The sequence below is a fragment of the Nitrospira sp. Nam74 genome (genome assembly GCF_965152615.1).
Genome location: NZ_OZ224220.1, coordinates 2,387,317 through 2,403,547, shown reverse-complemented (window position 1 = coordinate 2,403,547; position 16,231 = coordinate 2,387,317). Strand labels below are relative to the sequence as shown.

The following is a 16,231-nucleotide window of genomic DNA, read 5'->3' as shown; positions in this document are numbered from 1 at the left end:
GAGGGGCGATGGAACTTGCCAACACAGTCGCAATCGTCACAGGGGGGGCACAGGGATTAGGGGAGGCAATTTGCCGCACGCTCGCCGAAGCCAAGGCCAACATCGTCGTGATGGATATCAAGCCGGATGCCGCCGAAGCGCTGGCGAACAAGCTGAGCCAGGATGGGATGAAAGCCCTGGCAGTTCGTCTCGATGTTGGGGATGCCGGAGAGGCTCAACAGGCTATTAGCCGAACGATGGAGTCGTTCGGTCGCATCGATATTCTTGTGAACAATGCCGCTGTTGATAAGACAGTGTCGATCGAAGAATTAACTTTTCAAGACTGGGATCGGGTGTTGACGACCAATCTCAGGGGACCATTCGTTCTCTCCAAGCTCGTGCTTCCTATTATGAAGCAACAACGAACCGGCCACATCGTGAATATCGTCTCGACGGCCGCGAAGCGGGCATGGGCGAATGCCTCTGCCTACCATGCCAGCAAATGGGGACTGCTGGGCTTGAGCCATGCGCTTCATGTGGAAGCCCGCCCCCATCAAGTGAAAGTGACCGCCGTCGTCAGTGGCGGCATGCGGACACCCTTCTTGCTCGACCGCTTCCCAGACATCGATATCAGCACGCTTCAGGATCCTCGAAATGTCGCGGAAACGATTCGCTGTATTCTCCAACTCCCGGCAGAAACTGCCGTGCCGGAGATCATGGTCATCCCGATGAAAGAAACGAGCTGGCCATGACCGAATGCACAATTCATAAAGGCAAGAATAAATACGGCAACGTTGAATGTGTGATTGGAAAGCAGTCCATGAAGCGCGCCGTTTTTCTCGATAAGGACGGGACCTTGGTGGAAGATGTTCCCAATAACTGCGACGTCAACCTGATTCGTCTCATGCCAGGCGTGAAGGAGGGATTGAGGCGGTTGGACGCCGCCGGTTATGACTTGATTGTCGTGTCAAACCAGTCAGGTGTGGCGCATGCAGCCTTCAGACTCGAAGCGCTGACCGGTGTCGAAATGAAGCTTCAATCACTTTTAGCGGAAGAGCATGTCCGCCTGGACGGATTCTATTACTGTCCCCACCATCCTGAAGGACGAATTCCGGCTTATGCGATGACGTGTGCCTGCCGCAAACCGTCCCCCGGCCTTTTACTGCAAGCGGCGTCCGACCGCGGTATTGACCTACGTGCCTCATGGATGGTCGGCGATATTCTTCACGATGTCGAAGCGGGCCGGCGCGCCGGCTGCCGGACGATTCTCATCGAGAACGGCCATGAGACGGAATGGGTCCTCGGCGCTCACCGATGCCCTCATTATCTTGCCCCGAATCTTCGCGTGGCAGCCGATATCATTCTCAGCTCCGACAGTGGCATTCCGTTGCTCAATGGAGCGCAGACCCAGGACTGCGGAGTTCGTGATGCCTGTTGAGCCGATCCCGCCGTGTCATGAGTCATGGGACGACGTGAAACACATTCTTTGCGTGCGGCTCGATACGCTCGGCGATGTACTAATGACGACGCCGGCCATTCGCGCCTTGAAACAGTCGTCTCCTGAACGTCGGATTGCGCTCCTCACCTCGTCGTCCGGCGCCGAAGCGGGCCGGTTGGCTCGCGATGTCGATGAGGTCCTCATCTATCATGCGCCATGGGTGAAGGGCACACCCGGCCAGACTGCTTCTCAGTCGGATCTCGACTTCGTCGAGTCCCTTCGCGACCGGGCATTCGATGCCGCCGTCATTTGTACCGTCTATAGTCAGAGTCCACTGCCTGCCGCCATGCTGTGCTACCTCGCCGATATTCCTCGACGGCTCGCACATTGTCGGGAGAATCCGTATCACTTGCTGACGCACTGGGTCCGTGAGACGGAGCCGGAGGTGTGTATTCGACATGAGGTTCAACGACAGCTCGATCTGGTAGCGACCATCGGGGCCCGTACCGACGATGAACGACTGTCGATCGCCATCCCGAATACTGCCAATTCCTATGTGGACCACCTCTTGGCCGATGTGCTTGATGATCATGTGCCTTGGGTCGTCGTACATCCCGGTGCAACAGCGGCATCGCGCCGATACCCTCCTGAACAATTTGCGGCGGTTGCCCGCCGGCTCGTGCAGGACTTCGGCTATGAGGTGCTCTTCACCGGCACCGAGCCCGAGCGAGGCTTGGTCGATCAGATTCAAGCAGAAGCGGGCGCCCGTTCACATTCATTGGTCGGTGCACTCGACCTTCCCGCCTTGGCGGCGCTGCTTTCACGGGCCTCGTTGCTGATCTCGAATAATACGGGAACCGTCCATGTCGCGGCGGCTGTCGGCACACCGATCGTCGATCTCTATGCACTCACGAACCCGCAGCATACGCCCTGGCGGGTGCCACATCGAGTCCTATTTCATGATGTACCGTGCAAGTATTGTTACAAGAGCGTCTGCCCTGAAGATCACCACCACTGCCTAAGACTGGTGGAACCTGACCAAGTCGTTCAGGCCGCGGCGGAATTGCTCGACGGGGCGCCGGCATTACCACACATCGGAGGTTTGTCACTTGTTCACCCTTGGCGTTAATGCGGCCTTTCACGATCCTGCGGCGTGTCTTGTCAAAGACGGGCGTGTCATTGCGGCTGCCGAAGAAGAACGGTTCACTCACATCAAGCATGGCAAACGCCCGGTTCCATTTTCCGCGTACGAATTACCATTTCACGCCATGGATTTTTGTCTTGGCGCCGCCGGGATCCGGCTCGTCGATGTCGATCACGTCGCCTATTCGTTCGATCCGTTTCTTCTGCTCGATTCCCCTGTCAGTGAAGCTTCCATCAGCCTGCCCTTGCAGCCCAGTGCACGCCCTACTCAAGAGGGGTTTAAATCGCCGTGGGACCCCTTGTTCCTGTCATACATTATCAATGCTCCGCGGCAGTTAGCGGGTGGCGCTCCTCATCATCTCAAGGAACGATTCCAAGATGCGCGGCATGACGGCCCCTATCGCTGGCATTTCGTGTCCCACCATGTAGCCCATGCAGCGAGCGCGTTTCATGCCTCACCCTACCATCAGGCCGCAGTACTCACTCTCGATGGACGCGGGGAACGCGCCACCACAACGTACAATGTGGGGGACGGGAGTCGCTTAGATCAGGTGACACAAGTTACGATGCCGCATTCCTTAGGCATTCTCTACGAACAGGTAACGACCTATCTCGGATTTCTTCACTCTTCTGACGAATATAAGGTCATGGCACTTGCGTCGTATGGGAAACCCTGCTACGCGAACGAGTTTCGTGACATCATCCGGCTCTGTGGCGATGGTCAATATACGGTCCAACCGCCCGCATTATCCGAACGTTTCGGTCCAGGCCGCCCGCGCGGAGGACCGTTCGAACAACAGCACCATGATATCGCTCGATCGCTTCAGACGGTGTTGGAAGAAACGGTGTTGGAACTTGTACAGTGGCTGCACGACACCACTCGCTCCGATACCCTGTGCCTGGCCGGGGGTGTCGCATTGAATTGCGTGATGAATGCGAAGATACGTGATCATGGACCATTCCGCCATGTCTGGGTGCAACCGGCGGCCGGAGATTCCGGGACCGCCCTTGGCGCGGCCTTATGGGTTGACGCCCGACAGCGTCCTGTTCTTGGCGCCACGACTGCCTCAACCTGTCGTACGAATGAACGACTATACACCATGGAGCACGCCTTCCTCGGGCCGGCTTACGATGATGTCGAGATCGAATCATTCCTCCAGCGTTCAAAGGTACCCTACCGGCGGGTAGAGAGCATCGCCGAAGAGACGGCAGACCTTCTAGTCCAAGACAACGTGATCGGCTGGTTTCAGGGCGCGATGGAATTTGGGCCGCGCGCCTTGGGCGCGCGCTCTATTCTTGCGTCACCCCTCTCTCCCGGCATGCAGGATCGGCTCAATGATATTAAAGACCGCGAGGATTTTCGGCCCGTCGCACCGGTCGTCCTAGAGGAAGAAGCGGCCGATTGGTTCGTGCATGCCGACGTATCACCTTTTATGCTGTTCGTCTATGACGTCAGGCCCGACCAGGCCCATCGCATTCCGGCGGTTCGGCATGTCGATGGCACGGCGAGGGTACAGACTATCAACCGTGCTCAGCATCCCTTGTATTATGACGTCCTAAAGGCCTTCCGGAGACGGACAGGCGTGCCGGTCCTCGTGAACACCTCCTTCAATACCCGTGGAGAGCCGATCGTCTGTTCTCCACGTGATGCCGTCGAATCATTCTGGACATCGCCGCTCGATGCGCTGGTGATCGGTTCGTTCATTCTAGAGAAGAAAGGCCAAGCCGCACAGAAGCCATGAATGTAACCAAAGATATTAATCGGGAAGAGAGAATCGCGTCCCCTCATGACTCAGCGGTCGGTACACAAAAGTACCTTCCATCTGTCGCCGGTTGTATCTCGGTTGTCGTGCCTACTCACCAGAGGCCGGAGCTGTTGAATCGCTGCCTGACGGCTCTCTTTTCACAAACGCTGGATGCCTCGAAGTATGAGATTATCATTGTTGACGATGCGCCGTCCGAGAACACGAAACAGATCGTGTCGGCGTGGACCGTGAAATCCGGTCCTCGGGTCCGCTATCTGGCGAACGGGGGCCGACATGGGCCCGCCGCGGCCAGAAACAAGGGGTGGCAAGCCGCAGGAGGAGAGATTATTGCCTTTACCGATGATGACTGCATTCCTGCTCCAGATTGGCTGGCCGTCGGCTTTGCTGCCTTTGAGGACGGCACCGTCCAAGGCCTGAGCGGGCGTATCATTGTCCCGATTCCAGAAATTCCGAGCGACTACGAACGGACGGTCGCCGGCCTCGAGCGAGGCCCGTTCGCTACCGCCAACTGCTGGTACCGACGCAGCACCTTGTTCTCTGTCGGCGGATTCGATGAACGATTCACGGTAGCCTGGCGCGAGGACACTGATCTGGAATTTGCATGCCGCCGGAGCGGCTTTCGCCTCGTGGTCGATCCAAGAGCCGTCGTGGTACACCCGGTCCGGCCTACGACATGGGGCATTAGTGTCCGATTGCAGCGAAATAACCTCTTCAATGCCCTGCTCTACAAAAAGCACCCTGATTTATACCAGCGATTTATCCAATCGACGCCCCCATGGCGTTATTACGTCACGCTGATTGCACTTTTGACCGCCAGTATCGGGGTCGCCGCAGGGTCGATGTCGGTGGCGCTCTTGAGTCTCATGATATGGCTCGGCCTGACCACTGAGTTTTGTCTGCGCCGTTTGGCCAGAACCTCCCGCAGACTGGACCACGTTCTTGAAATGATCGTGACGTCAGTTTTGATTCCGCCTGTCGCGATTTTTTGGCGGGTAAGAGGTGCGCTCAAATACCACGTCGCGTTTTTGTGACACGCCATGCGCAACTCGTACGATACGGGTATGATAGCGAGGGCCGTGAAGCGGCTTAACGTCGGTTGCGGGCCCTGCATCGCCCCGGGATGGCTCAATGCTGATCGACTCCAAGTCAGGGGTATTGATTTCGCCTGTGATATTCGTGTCGGCCTACCGGTTGAATCGAATAGTGTCGACTACATGGTCGGCATGCATCTGCTGCAAGACCTGCCCTATTCCGATGTCCTACCGGTCCTTTGTGAATTTCGACGCGTGCTGAAACCTGACGGCATCCTAAGGCTGGGGCTTCCCGATCTGCGCAAGGCCATGGATGCCTATGCCGGAGACGACCATCGTTACTTTTACGTGCAGGACGATGACGCTGTGAGTATCGGAAGCAAACTCATTACGCAACTAACGTGGTATGGGTCCGTCCGGACTCCTTTCACGTATGATTTTATCGAAGAGTGGCTAGGGAAGGCAGGATTTCATGAAGTGACGCGCTGTTCCTTCAAACGCACACATAGTCTCTACCCTCAGATTGTGGAACTTGATAATCGCGAGCGCGAAAGCCTCTTTGTCGAAGCGATGAAATAGGACAAAATGATGTTGGGACGTCTACGTCAGATGCTGGTCGTCTCACCACACTGCGACGATGCCGTCTTTGCGTGTGGACGTCTCCTCGACGCTCATCCCGGCTCCATTGTCGTCACCGTCTGCGCAGGCAAACCACCCCGTGACATGGCACTCACTGAATGGGATCGTGCTGCGGGATTTAAACGGAACGATGATGTGATGGGCATGCGTCGGAAAGAGGATGAACGAGGTTTGACCATTCTATCGGCATATCCGGTTTGGCTGGATTTTTGCGATAGCCAATACGATCTGTCACCATCGCCCCAACGTATTATGGAAGCCCTTCATCACGTCGTCTCGGCAACTCACGTCACGACGATTGTCCTACCCCTTGGCCTATTCCACAGCGACCATACCTTAACGCATGAAGCCGGATTGCTCTTGCGTCGACGACATTCGACACTATCGTGGTTTCTGTACGCGGATGCCCTTTATCGAAGCCTGCCTGGATTGATGGACGCTCGGTTAAAAGAGCGTGCGTCCACCGGCCTCACTCTGCAGCCGGTTACATTTCCAGTGAATCGAGTGACAAACCGCAAACAAGCGGCCGTGGAGTGCTATGAATCGCAACTACGCGCCCTTACGACACCGGGTCGACCGGGCTATGCCGACACCGCCGCAGAAGAAACATACTGGCGGATCGTATCATAGGAATACCGCGATGGCCTTACCTGACTGCACTGTCACCGTGGTCGTACTCACGCACAATCGTGCCGAAGAGGTATTGAGGACCCTTAAGCGGTTGCTGTCTTTACCGGAGCGCCCTGCGATCATTGTCGTCGATAACGGATCAACAGACGGGACGGCTGACATCCTGGCCTCCCGGCTTCCCGGTATTCGGATCATTGCGTTAGAGCGCAACATTGGCGCAGCGGGTCGCAATGTCGGCATCCGAGAGGCCAAGACCCTTTATGTAGCGCTTTGCGATGACGATACGTGGTGGGCGCCCGGCTCCTTAGGCCTTGCGACTGAGGCGTTAGAGAGCTATCCGCACGTGGCAGTCGTGACAGGGCGGGTCTTGGTAGGCCGGCATAGACGGGAAGACCGCACATGCCAAGTCATGGCAGCCAGTCCTCTCACTGCAGATTCGCCGCTACCGGGGCCCCCTGTCTTGGGGTTTCTGGCCGGCGCTTGTATGATTCGCCGTCCGGCATTTCTGGACGTTGGGGGATTCGAACCGCGCTTTTTTCTCGGTGGTGAGGAGGCCCTGGTCGCCGTAGATCTCGCCTCGGCCGGCTGGTACACGGTGTACATGCCGGAGGTTCTGATCCATCATTATCCTTCCTCCAAACGCGATGCACCGGCACGACGAAGACTGTTATTGCGCAATGCATTGTGGTTCACTTGGCTGCGGCGTCCATTAGCGAAGGCCTTACGGCACACCGGCCGTGTGTTGTACTCGAGCCTGCAGCATCCTCAGGACGCCGTCGCACTGCTCCACGCCCTTGCTGGTTTACCATGGATTCTACGTCATCGCCGCTGTCTTCCTCATGCCGTCGAAGCGGCACTCCTCACATTGGATCAATCGTCCTCATAATCAGGAGATCGACACACACCGGGCCGGCGATATTGGTCATCGCGCTCTTTCATCCGGTGTTCACCCCGTATGTCGAGGAGCAGGATATATCGGCACGCCCCGCCGGTAGAACGGTGATTGTTCCGCCGGGATAACGATCTGCAGATTGGAATCACCCACCAGCCGCAATGTCAGCGACTCCCTATCAAGGGGCGCCATGATGGCGCCGTCCTGATACGGCTCTCCGATGAAGAGTCGCAACATCGGCGTCCATTCCAAGTTAAGCAATCCATATTTATTATGCAGACCGAAGGTATGCGGCTGTTGGTTGTACCGCTCGCAGTACCGATGCACGACATCTGATAAGACGACCCGATGTGGCGATCGGAGTTCATAGCAGTCAGCAGCCAGATGACATCGTTGCAACTGACGAAGTAAATCTAACGCAAGACTGAGATCAAGGTAGTCGGATACGTGGGATAGCATCTTAAGATAGGTCTCCCGGCTCGCGCTCGTGTGGCCGAGATTTGACACGGTCCACGCTAAGGCCTCTTCCAGGAGATCCTGAAACACCTGATCGGCGCGACAGAGAGTCATAAACATGGAAGACCAGACAAGCTCACGAAGTGCCCTCCGTGGAGGATGCGCCCCCCAGGCCGCGCATGAGGGTTGATTCACTGCTTTTCGTCGAGACTCACCACGAGCCCTAGATGATCGGAGAGCCGCGCGCCCGCCGGATTAGGCTGCTCCTTCACCAGATCGATCGCCGTGATCCACCGCAAGGCCTCTGGCCTCGCCCATACATAATCAATCCGCTTATCCGGTCGGTTCGACTCGAAGGTGTATCCCGGGTCGTGAGGTCGAAGCCACGCCCACACATCGGTCCATCCTTGAGCAGCTAAACGCCCCATGAGATCGCTTTCTGGAACTGTATTCAGATCGCCGACAAGGAGGGCGGGACCGGACGTGTCGGCCATGTACGTCAGCGCTTCATTTACATTTGAAACCGCCTGCGAATACACCCATGAGTAGTGACTATTGAAGATCGAGAGGGCCGGCACGGCAATCCGAGCGTGCACAATCACCCTCCGGGCACGATCTTGCGCCTTTTCCTCAGGGTTAATCCCCATGCTGAGCAGACAATGATCCACTTTGGCTAAGGGCAGTTTCGCCAGAAACGCCGATCCCTCTTCTGATCCGTCCGCGCGCCGGGTTGCCGCAACATAAGTCGCGTGCCGATAGCCCGGAAGCCGCTCCGCCAACTGCGTCGCTTGATCTGTACCGCCTTCCTTCGCCGGATGTTTTCCCACCGCCTGTAAGGCAAGGACATCAGGTGCCTGTTGACGAACAGCCTGAACAATAAGTTCTTTTCGGACCGCCCACGGACCATGTTTGGGTTCGTAGACATTGAGATTCAGCGTCATAAGTTTCATATAGATCTTTGGCTCGATGACAATTCAGTCTACTGCATCGCGTCATCTGCTGATGTCGGAAATTCAGGAAGGCAATACCGGCTGGAAAAGGCCCCTACGGACACTCGTGCATGCACAAAACTCGAGATGGGCTATGATTGCGGCGCTGACGAAAGGACAATCACTCCGGCCATTTCCTCTTCCAGCATTCTCAAGACCGATGAAGGTCACGGTGCCGTACCGCGACATCATGCCCGAGATCCGCAAAACGCTGTTTGAGAAAGACGGCAATGGCGACGGAACGGTGGCGTCCACCTGTGCATCCGATGGCAATGGTGAGGTAACTTCTGCGCTCACGCTCGAACTGAGGGATAAGAAAACGAAACAGGGAATCCAAGTGATCGAGCAATGGCTTGGTATGAGGATCTTCAACGATGTATGACTGCACCCGCGGATCTTCGCCGGTCAATGGCTTCAAATCGGGAACAAAATTAGGATTCTGTAAAAACCTGACGTCGAACAACAGATCGATATCATACGGTACACCGAACTTAAATCCAAAGGTCAGCAACGAAATGGTGAGGCGATGTCCGCCAACCTGTTCGACATAGTGACGCGCCACCAACTCTTTCAGCTCATGGACGGTAAAGTCAGACGTATCGAGAATACGGTCGGCGCGCTGCCGTAGGTCCCCCAATCGCTGGCGTTCGAGCTGTACCCCTTCGAGCACGGGAGCGTGAGGAAGGAGGGGGTGAGGCCGCCTGGACTCGGAGAATCGACGAACCAGAATCTCGTCCCGGGCTTCCAGGAATAAGAGTTCGACGGAATATCCCGACGCTTTTAACGTATCCAGATTGCGGAAGAAATCGGAAAAGAAACTCCTCTCCCGGATGTCGATGCCCAAGGCGACATTCTGCACATCGCGTCCCCTCTGAAGACACAGCTCGACAAACTTCGGGAGCAAGGCCGGAGGAAGATTATCGACACAAAAGAACCCAAGATCCTCGAAGCATTTAATAGCATGGGTCTTGCCGGACCCTGAGAGGCCGCTGATGATGACGAGACGCAGCGGTTGCATGATAGCCGATCTGTTTACGACGGGCGCGGATCGATCAATTGGACGGCGCCGCTTTCCGAGCGCCTGAGCACTTGCACGCGATTGATCACCGGATCCTTGAACACCACAACGGCCTGAGGCTCATGTCCAAGCCGGGCTATCGCTTGCGCCATGCTCAAGTCATGAAGCATCACCCTCACGGTTTCTACCTTGACGGCAGCCGACGGGCTCGGCGCTTTTTTGGGTCGTTCCCGAACGACCGCTGGAACCGGCCGAATTTTATGGCTGGTCAGTTTTTCTTTTCGTTTAAGAATCTGCCGCCCAATCTTATCGAACAATTGATCGATTGACGCATACATTTCCGTGGTCGACGTTTTGGCTTGCACAACCGTTCCGTTCAACGGCAAGACCACTTCGGCCACATGCCGATATTTTTCTACGCTGAGAATGACCTGCACATCACCAAATCGCAGGGCATACCGATCGAGTCTTTTAAAGCGTGTCTCAACATAACGCCGCAACGCAGGGGTCACTTCAATGTGACGCCCTGTAATCATCAGTGACATACACGAACCTCGTATCGATGTTTCACCAGTTCTAATCCTTTCTTGCTATCCAGCCGTTACCCGGCGCCGACGTCGTTTAAAAGAAACGCTTTCGCTGACTTGCCGATGGAATGTTGACTTCCGATCGGTATTTGGCCACGGTGCGACGAGCAATGAGAATATTTTGCGTGCGCAACCGTGCGGCAATCTCTTGGTCCTTGAGCGGATGTTGTCCATCTTCTTCGGCCACCATTTTGCGGATCATCTCACGCACAGTGACAGACGATAGTTCATCCTCATTGTGATCGGAACGCTGAATCCCCGTATTGAAAAAGTATTTCAATTCCAAGATTCCTTGGGGACAATACATGTACTTATTTGCCGTCACTCGGCTGATCGTTGACTCATGGAGGCCGATGTCCTCGGCGACCTGCTTCAGCACCAGGGGCTTAAGGTACTGCACACCCTTCTCAAAAAACTGCTCCTGGAATTTGATGATGCTGCCGACCACTTTGATAATCGTCTTATTGCGCTGCTCAATGCTTCGAATAATCCACTGAGCACCACGGAATTTATCCTCGAGATAGGCCTTGGTGGAATCAGCCGGCTGCTTTCCGGCTCCCATGAGTTGCTTGTAATAGGGGCTGATCCGCAGACGGGGCATGCCGTCATCGTTCAACAACACCACCCATTCGCCTTCGTTTTTCACGACGAAGACATCGGGAACAATGACATAGTTATCGGATTGGAAATAGGGTCGCCCGGGCTTCGGTTCGAGCGCCTCGATGACTTTGGTCGCGGCGAAGACTTCTTCAGGCGTGGCGTTCAAGGCTTTGGCAATGCGCCCGTAATGTTTCTTTTCAAGATCCTTCAAGTGATACTTGATCATTGACTCAACTAAGGATCCTTTCAGTCTGACACGTCGTCCATCCACCATTCCGAAGATCCGATCCAGCGATCCTAATTGGATGAGAAGACATTCCTGCAGATCGCGAGCGGCGACGCCGGGAGGATCGAACGTTTGGATATGCCCTAAGACCGACTCGACCTGTTCGGCCGGTACGCCCGCATCCGCCGCGATCTCGGGCACCGACATTCTCAGATATCCCTCTTCATCGATATTGCCGAGAATCAAGCGGCCGATAGCCTTCTCCGCGTCATCCAGCCCCGAGAGATTCAATTGCCACTGTAAATGCTCATCAAGGCTCTGTGCTTTGACGACGGTCTGGTCGTATGAGGGAAATTCATCTTGCGAGGCCGACGGATATTCAGTATCGCCGACGCGCCGATCGCTGTCGAAATAATCCTCCCAACTGCTGGGCGACAGATCTTCGGCGCTCTCAGTCCCTTGTTCGGCGGTGGCCTCCTCGACGTCTGTGCGTTCCGGCTCAGGCTTTTCCTGGGTCGCCTCTTCGCCGGCTTCATCCACATCGGGCGGCAACTCCTCCAATAAGGGGTTTTCCATCAGATGTTGCGTGAGCGTTTGTTGGAGTTCCAGGCGCGAGAGCTGCAGCAACTTAATCGCTTGCTGCAACTGGGGGGTCATGATGAGTTTTTGACTGAGACGAAGATCCAGGCGCAGTTTCATACCGGTCCTCTATAACTTGAAGCGCTCTCCGAGATAAATTGCTCTGGCGGTTGAACTGTTCACAATTTGATCCGGCGTACCGGACTCTAAAATCCCTCCCTCATTAATGATGTAGGCACGCTCTGTAATCGAGAGCGTTTCCTGCACATTATGGTCGGTAATAAGAATTCCGATCTGCTTGTCTTTGAGTCGCGTGATGATGTGTTGGATGTCGCCGACGGCGATGGGATCGATTCCAGCAAACGGTTCATCGAGCAAAAGAAATTTCGGGCGGATGACCAACGCGCGTGTGATTTCAAGCCGGCGTCGCTCGCCGCCGGATAAGGCGTACGCCTTGCTTTTCCGAAGCCCGCTCAGGTCCAGTTCTTTCAGCAGGCTTTCCAAACGCTCGGCACGCTCATCCCCCCCAATCGGCAAGGTCTCAAGAATGGCGAGAATGTTTTGCTCGACGGACAATCGCCGGAACACGGAAGACTCCTGCGGCAGATATCCAATGCCACGCCGGGCCCGTTTGAACATGGGAAGATCGGTGATCACATCTTTATTGAGCAGAATCTGGCCGGCATCGGGCTGACACAGACCGACCATCATATCGAAAATAGTCGTCTTGCCCGCGCCATTTGGGCCCAGAAGACCGACCACTTCGCCGGCGTCGACGTGAATGCTGACGCCCTTGACGACCTCGCGCCGTTTGAAGCTCTTTCTCAGACCTTGGGCTTCAAAGCGGTCCTGGATTCCGACGGACAGCTTTGTATCGATGGAGTTCGTCTGAACGTTCGGCTCGCAGACAGGCATCAGTGTGTCCCTCCGCCTTCTGGTTCAATCATCACCTGCGATCCGCCCTCAACCACACTTCGATCCTCAGCCAAATACATAGTGATCTTTTGACCCGTCACACGCGTACCTTTCTGCCACGCCACAGGCTCTCCCGTCAGCACGATCTTTTCCGTGGCACCATCGTACACGGCTTTTCGACACGTCGCCTGACCATCGTCTTTAAAAATTTTGACCTTGCCGGTCGCTTCGATCGTACTGACAGCACGATTCGACATAACTGGCAGTTCCTCGGAACGCGTACCCGGAGAGGAAGCCATAGTGCCGGACGCAGACGCCGCATCGGCAGCTTTGAAAAATACGACCATGACGTCAGAGTGGACGACTAAGGCGCCCTTCGTCAAGGTGACGGCGCCTTCAAAAATCGCTTTATTTTCTTGGTTTCGTACCGTCATTCTCTGAGAAGTAATCGTCGTGCGGGTTTCTTCGGGGGAAGGCGGCTTCCTGTTCGGCGTATCCGCAAACACGACGATCGCGCTCAACAAAAGGATCGTGCAGGCAAGGCTACTGAGTAATTTCAACATGGACATCGTCAAGGATTTTAAACTCTTCCGAATCCAATTTACCAACCAGGCCGCGCCCCGTAATTTCCATGCCCTGTCCGACAATCGTGACGGGATCGTTCGTGCTCACCTCGCGTCGCTCTTCTTCCCAGTTGAGATGATTGGTGTAAATGGTATACCCGCTCTGCAGCTGGACAGGGATCGTCCCGTCGCGACGAAGCAACGTAAAGTTTTTCTTCACGGTATCGATGGTCCCTTCGTCACCGGATAGCTTGAGCTCCCAGCCTTTTTGGCCGTATAAGGTCACGTCAACTCCTTCGAGAATAGCCTGGTGCTCTGCCTCAGTCATACGCGCTCGCTGGGCCTGTACATGCCACTGCACCGATCCGGCTTTCGACTGCTTAAAAGAGAATTGGTCAATCCCGGCGTCCACCTGAGCCAAGGTGCCGGAAGTAATGGATCGCGGAACGGACTCCGTACGTGTCACGAGCAGATAGACGAGGGAGACGGCCAATACGGCACTGAGAACAAGTAACCCTCGACGCACCCAGGATCGCCACATCAACCTTCTCAATCAAACGGTTAACGATATGATCAAACAGGCATGATACTAGCATAGGAACAGTGGGGTGTAAACAAACTGCGGTGAAAGGAGTGCACCATGAACACGCACAGCATCGCGTTACTTGGGGGTGTCCTAGTCAGCAGCGTTGTGGCTTCTCTACAAACCGGATGTGTCGCCAGCAGCACATATGAACAAGCCCAGCAAAAAGCCTACGTGCAACATCAACAGGATCAGCGTCAGATCCTCGATGTGAGTGCCGCGAATAAACGGTTGAAAGAACGCGTTGAAGAGCTGGAGTCACTCCTTCAGTCTGTGCGCGAACAATTGACGCGGACTGAGCAAGAAAGGAAAGAAATCAGAGACGAGGTGCTCAGGCTAAAAATTGAAAAAGAACAGCAGCCGGGACGCCGACAGCACCGGCTTAGCAGTGCGGGCTCACCGTCGGACATAGAAGACGAGAATGCGAGACTTCGCGACCGGATCGAAGACGCCAAGCGCCGCGTGAAAGAGCTGTTCCAGCAGCTGCAACACATGCTGGAGCAATCTTAGGCTGAACAGTCGCACCTACGTATATTATAGGTATCTACTCTTAGGCGCACATGCTTTACTGCTGAGGACCTGAGATAGGAGGCAAATTAATTCCGATTTTCTCCATGCCCATAATAATCGTCAAGGCCGATGGGGCATGTTGGACAATTTCCTTTTGTACCTCTACGCGGCGAAGGTCCACAAACTCTGGTGCGCTCAAGCCGAGATGTTCCCGATAAGCACGATCGGCAATCCCTCGCTGCCGCTCAGCTTTTTCTCGCGCCTCCTCCGCTTTTTGGAATTCAATCATCGTAATCTTTCGCTGCTCTTGCTTGATTGTTTCAGCGGTCTGTTCCAGGACCGATTTTGGAGGCAGAATGCTTCCGATGACGACCCGGTTCAAACGAATGGGAAGCCCTGGTTTATCGAACAGTCTTGTCCGGACTTCTTGTTCCACCGCTTCTTGAAGCTTCGCTCGCGTCGCCGGCTTCGTCGTCAATTCGAAGAGCTGATACTTTTGCACTTCTTCCCTGACGAACGTGCGAAATGCTTCCTTTACATTATTGGCGTACCAGCTTGGACCGAACCGGCTGATGAGTTCCGGAGACCGTCCTTCAAGTACATTGGCAATGAGAAAGGCATCGAACGAAACCGGTGCATTCTCCGCTGAAATAATATCGAAATGTTCGGAGTACTGAACAGGCCGAATGTCGACATCGATAACTTCAGTCGTAGGTGCGACTATAATTCGGCCGGTGGTGGCAGGGGTTGGGTCCACCCCGCCATGGCCGAACAGAATCGGCTTGGTGACCAAGACACCTTCATGGCCGGCATCGATCGACGGCATAATGCAGCCGGCCATCGACAGCACAAGTCCTGTAACGCCCCACACTGTTGCAGCCCGGAGCCCGGGTGCTCTCATGATTCCCCCTCCCTCCTTGTCTAAGTAAGACTGATGGGAGCCTCTCCCCTTCTCTTTGCCTTGCAGAAACGGCGTACAATTGAGGCACGTGTAAACTCAGAGCGCTGTGGATAAGCCAAATTGGAATAAGGTGGCAAAAAAGTCAGGTGAGAAGGACCGCCAGACGGCTTGGAAGGCATTCAGATGCAACCTCATGGGGGATCTGTCTCACATAATACCGGCCTGCCGCTGCAACCAACGGACATACTTCACGATGTGATCGACGTCTTCCGGCTTGACACCCTCGATCCTCGGCATGTCTCCAAATTGCCAATGATGCGCGCGAACTCCATTCGCGGCAGCTCGTTGAAATGCCGCGTCACCATGATGGTTTGGCTCATAGATTTTATGCACCAAAGGAGGACCTTGTTTTGTCCCTGTCGCTTCCGGGCCATGGCATCGCGCACAAAACGAATTAAATTTCCCCTCCCCTGCTTGCAACTCTGCCGGTAACTTGGAAGTCGCGGATTGCGCGACCGGAGGTGCGAATACAGATAGAGTGAATAGCGCACTGCATACCAGCGATGCCATTAGGGCATGACCCGGCCTCCCACGTTCAGACGGATCTCTCCTATCTCTTGTCAGATCGCACGTGTTCATGAAGCTCCTTTTTCCCGAATTGTTCGTGCAGTGTCCGCTTCATCTGCTTCATCGTCAAATAGCGGTACAGTCTTGCAGTGATCGGCACCAAGATGATCAGCGCAATGGTCAGATACATAAAGAACTCTTCGGTCGATACCCTCACGT

20 protein-coding genes are annotated in these 16,231 nt (G+C 55.1%); 9 read left to right on the top strand and 11 right to left on the bottom strand.

Annotated features, from left to right (window positions below):
* Positions 1–8: 8 nt before the first annotated feature.
* From ACWHYZ_RS11340 to ACWHYZ_RS11305, 8 genes are read left to right on the top strand one after another with little or no spacing between them, the layout of a single operon-like run.
* On the top strand, positions 9–731 hold the full coding sequence (locus ACWHYZ_RS11340) for an SDR family oxidoreductase (protein WP_447987357.1): 723 nt from the start codon (positions 9–11) through the stop codon (positions 729–731).
* Positions 728–1,417, top strand: coding sequence for a D-glycero-alpha-D-manno-heptose-1,7-bisphosphate 7-phosphatase (locus tag ACWHYZ_RS11335; RefSeq protein ID WP_447987356.1), 690 nt, complete (start codon positions 728–730; stop codon positions 1,415–1,417). Before ACWHYZ_RS11340 ends, ACWHYZ_RS11335 begins: the two co-directional genes overlap by 4 nt.
* Positions 1,407–2,546 carry a lipopolysaccharide heptosyltransferase II gene (gene waaF, locus ACWHYZ_RS11330; protein WP_447987355.1) on the top strand — a complete coding sequence of 380 codons (1,140 nt, stop codon included), beginning with the start codon at positions 1,407–1,409 and terminating at the stop codon, positions 2,544–2,546. Before ACWHYZ_RS11335 ends, waaF begins: the two co-directional genes overlap by 11 nt.
* Positions 2,527–4,302, top strand: coding sequence for a carbamoyltransferase family protein (locus ACWHYZ_RS11325; RefSeq protein WP_447987354.1), 1,776 nt, complete (start codon positions 2,527–2,529; stop codon positions 4,300–4,302). The genes waaF and ACWHYZ_RS11325 overlap by 20 nt, the downstream gene beginning before the upstream one ends.
* On the top strand, positions 4,299–5,357 hold the full coding sequence (locus ACWHYZ_RS11320) for a glycosyltransferase family 2 protein (RefSeq protein ID WP_447987353.1): 1,059 nt from the start codon (positions 4,299–4,301) through the stop codon (positions 5,355–5,357). Before ACWHYZ_RS11325 ends, ACWHYZ_RS11320 begins: the two co-directional genes overlap by 4 nt.
* A gap of 30 nt (positions 5,358–5,387) precedes the next feature.
* Positions 5,388–5,936, top strand: a complete 549-nt coding sequence (locus ACWHYZ_RS11315; RefSeq protein ID WP_447987352.1) for a class I SAM-dependent methyltransferase — start codon at positions 5,388–5,390, stop codon at positions 5,934–5,936.
* A 6-nt stretch (positions 5,937–5,942) separates the two neighbouring features.
* The gene (locus ACWHYZ_RS11310) at positions 5,943–6,626 is read left to right on the top strand and encodes a PIG-L deacetylase family protein (RefSeq protein ID WP_447987351.1); all 684 of its coding nucleotides are present in this window, start codon (positions 5,943–5,945) and stop codon (positions 6,624–6,626) included.
* Between the two features lie 10 nt (positions 6,627–6,636).
* Positions 6,637–7,512 (top strand): glycosyltransferase family 2 protein, encoded by an 876-nt coding sequence (locus ACWHYZ_RS11305; RefSeq protein WP_447987350.1) that lies wholly within the window; start codon positions 6,637–6,639, stop codon positions 7,510–7,512.
* A gap of 60 nt (positions 7,513–7,572) precedes the next feature.
* Here the strand turns inward: ACWHYZ_RS11305 and ACWHYZ_RS11300 are convergent, their stop codons facing one another.
* The 8 genes from ACWHYZ_RS11300 to lptC all read right to left on the bottom strand — a co-directional run bounded on the left by ACWHYZ_RS11300 (position 7,573) and on the right by lptC (position 13,992).
* On the bottom strand, positions 7,573–8,094 hold the full coding sequence (locus ACWHYZ_RS11300; protein ID WP_447987349.1) for a hypothetical protein: 522 nt from the start codon (positions 8,092–8,094) through the stop codon (positions 7,573–7,575).
* Positions 8,095–8,165: 71 nt separating this feature from the next.
* Positions 8,166–8,924 (bottom strand): endonuclease/exonuclease/phosphatase family protein, encoded by a 759-nt coding sequence (locus ACWHYZ_RS11295; RefSeq protein WP_447987348.1) that lies wholly within the window; start codon positions 8,922–8,924, stop codon positions 8,166–8,168.
* A 190-nt stretch (positions 8,925–9,114) separates the two neighbouring features.
* Positions 9,115–9,981, bottom strand: coding sequence for an RNase adapter RapZ (rapZ, locus tag ACWHYZ_RS11290; protein WP_447987347.1), 867 nt, complete (start codon positions 9,979–9,981; stop codon positions 9,115–9,117).
* 14 nt (positions 9,982–9,995) lie between these two features.
* Positions 9,996–10,526 (bottom strand): ribosome hibernation-promoting factor, HPF/YfiA family, encoded by a 531-nt coding sequence (hpf, locus tag ACWHYZ_RS11285; RefSeq protein ID WP_447987346.1) that lies wholly within the window; start codon positions 10,524–10,526, stop codon positions 9,996–9,998.
* Positions 10,527–10,602: 76 nt separating this feature from the next.
* A complete protein-coding gene (gene rpoN, locus ACWHYZ_RS11280; RefSeq protein WP_447987345.1) occupies positions 10,603–12,093 on the bottom strand; it encodes an RNA polymerase factor sigma-54 in 1,491 nt (496 codons plus the stop codon).
* 9 nt (positions 12,094–12,102) lie between these two features.
* Entirely contained in the window at positions 12,103–12,888 is a 786-nt protein-coding gene (gene lptB, locus ACWHYZ_RS11275; RefSeq protein WP_447987344.1) for an LPS export ABC transporter ATP-binding protein, read from the bottom strand.
* A complete protein-coding gene (locus ACWHYZ_RS11270) occupies positions 12,888–13,451 on the bottom strand; it encodes an LptA/OstA family protein (protein WP_447987343.1) in 564 nt (187 codons plus the stop codon). Before ACWHYZ_RS11270 ends, lptB begins: the two co-directional genes overlap by 1 nt.
* On the bottom strand, positions 13,432–13,992 hold the full coding sequence (lptC, locus tag ACWHYZ_RS11265) for an LPS export ABC transporter periplasmic protein LptC (RefSeq protein ID WP_447987342.1): 561 nt from the start codon (positions 13,990–13,992) through the stop codon (positions 13,432–13,434). The genes ACWHYZ_RS11270 and lptC overlap by 20 nt, the downstream gene beginning before the upstream one ends.
* Positions 13,993–14,091: 99 nt before the next feature.
* On the opposite strand from lptC, the gene ACWHYZ_RS11260 reads away from it, so the two are divergent.
* Positions 14,092–14,544 carry a hypothetical protein gene (locus tag ACWHYZ_RS11260; protein ID WP_447987341.1) on the top strand — a complete coding sequence of 151 codons (453 nt, stop codon included), beginning with the start codon at positions 14,092–14,094 and terminating at the stop codon, positions 14,542–14,544.
* 55 nt (positions 14,545–14,599) lie between these two features.
* Here the strand turns inward: ACWHYZ_RS11260 and ACWHYZ_RS11255 are convergent, their stop codons facing one another.
* The 3 genes from ACWHYZ_RS11255 to ACWHYZ_RS11245 form a co-directional block, all read right to left on the bottom strand.
* Positions 14,600–15,445: an SPFH domain-containing protein gene (locus ACWHYZ_RS11255; RefSeq protein WP_447987340.1), complete on the bottom strand. Its 846-nt coding sequence runs from the start codon at positions 15,443–15,445 to the stop codon at positions 14,600–14,602.
* Between the two features lie 207 nt (positions 15,446–15,652).
* The gene (locus ACWHYZ_RS11250) at positions 15,653–16,015 is read right to left on the bottom strand and encodes a c-type cytochrome (protein ID WP_447987339.1); all 363 of its coding nucleotides are present in this window, start codon (positions 16,013–16,015) and stop codon (positions 15,653–15,655) included.
* A 40-nt stretch (positions 16,016–16,055) separates the two neighbouring features.
* Positions 16,056–16,229 (bottom strand): hypothetical protein, encoded by a 174-nt coding sequence (locus tag ACWHYZ_RS11245; protein WP_447987338.1) that lies wholly within the window; start codon positions 16,227–16,229, stop codon positions 16,056–16,058.
* Positions 16,230–16,231: the final 2 nt, after the last annotated feature.

Coding starts and splice junctions, on each gene's coding strand:
- ACWHYZ_RS11340 (WP_447987357.1), top strand. CDS start 9: ATGGAACTTGCCAACACAGTCGCAATCGTCACAGGGGGGGCACAGGGA.
- ACWHYZ_RS11335 (WP_447987356.1), top strand. CDS start 728: ATGACCGAATGCACAATTCATAAAGGCAAGAATAAATACGGCAACGTT.
- waaF (WP_447987355.1), top strand. CDS start 1,407: ATGCCTGTTGAGCCGATCCCGCCGTGTCATGAGTCATGGGACGACGTG.
- ACWHYZ_RS11320 (WP_447987353.1), top strand. CDS start 4,299: ATGAATGTAACCAAAGATATTAATCGGGAAGAGAGAATCGCGTCCCCT.
- ACWHYZ_RS11315 (WP_447987352.1), top strand. CDS start 5,388: ATGATAGCGAGGGCCGTGAAGCGGCTTAACGTCGGTTGCGGGCCCTGC.
- ACWHYZ_RS11310 (WP_447987351.1), top strand. CDS start 5,943: ATGATGTTGGGACGTCTACGTCAGATGCTGGTCGTCTCACCACACTGC.
- ACWHYZ_RS11305 (WP_447987350.1), top strand. CDS start 6,637: ATGGCCTTACCTGACTGCACTGTCACCGTGGTCGTACTCACGCACAAT.
- ACWHYZ_RS11300 (WP_447987349.1), bottom strand. CDS start 8,094: ATGTTTATGACTCTCTGTCGCGCCGATCAGGTGTTTCAGGATCTCCTG.
- ACWHYZ_RS11295 (WP_447987348.1), bottom strand. CDS start 8,924: ATGAAACTTATGACGCTGAATCTCAATGTCTACGAACCCAAACATGGT.
- rapZ (WP_447987347.1), bottom strand. CDS start 9,981: ATGCAACCGCTGCGTCTCGTCATCATCAGCGGCCTCTCAGGGTCCGGC.
- hpf (WP_447987346.1), bottom strand. CDS start 10,526: ATGTCACTGATGATTACAGGGCGTCACATTGAAGTGACCCCTGCGTTG.
- rpoN (WP_447987345.1), bottom strand. CDS start 12,093: ATGAAACTGCGCCTGGATCTTCGTCTCAGTCAAAAACTCATCATGACC.
- lptB (WP_447987344.1), bottom strand. CDS start 12,888: ATGCCTGTCTGCGAGCCGAACGTTCAGACGAACTCCATCGATACAAAG.
- ACWHYZ_RS11270 (WP_447987343.1), bottom strand. CDS start 13,451: ATGTTGAAATTACTCAGTAGCCTTGCCTGCACGATCCTTTTGTTGAGC.
- lptC (WP_447987342.1), bottom strand. CDS start 13,992: ATGTGGCGATCCTGGGTGCGTCGAGGGTTACTTGTTCTCAGTGCCGTA.
- ACWHYZ_RS11260 (WP_447987341.1), top strand. CDS start 14,092: ATGAACACGCACAGCATCGCGTTACTTGGGGGTGTCCTAGTCAGCAGC.
- ACWHYZ_RS11255 (WP_447987340.1), bottom strand. CDS start 15,445: ATGAGAGCACCCGGGCTCCGGGCTGCAACAGTGTGGGGCGTTACAGGA.
- ACWHYZ_RS11250 (WP_447987339.1), bottom strand. CDS start 16,015: ATGGCATCGCTGGTATGCAGTGCGCTATTCACTCTATCTGTATTCGCA.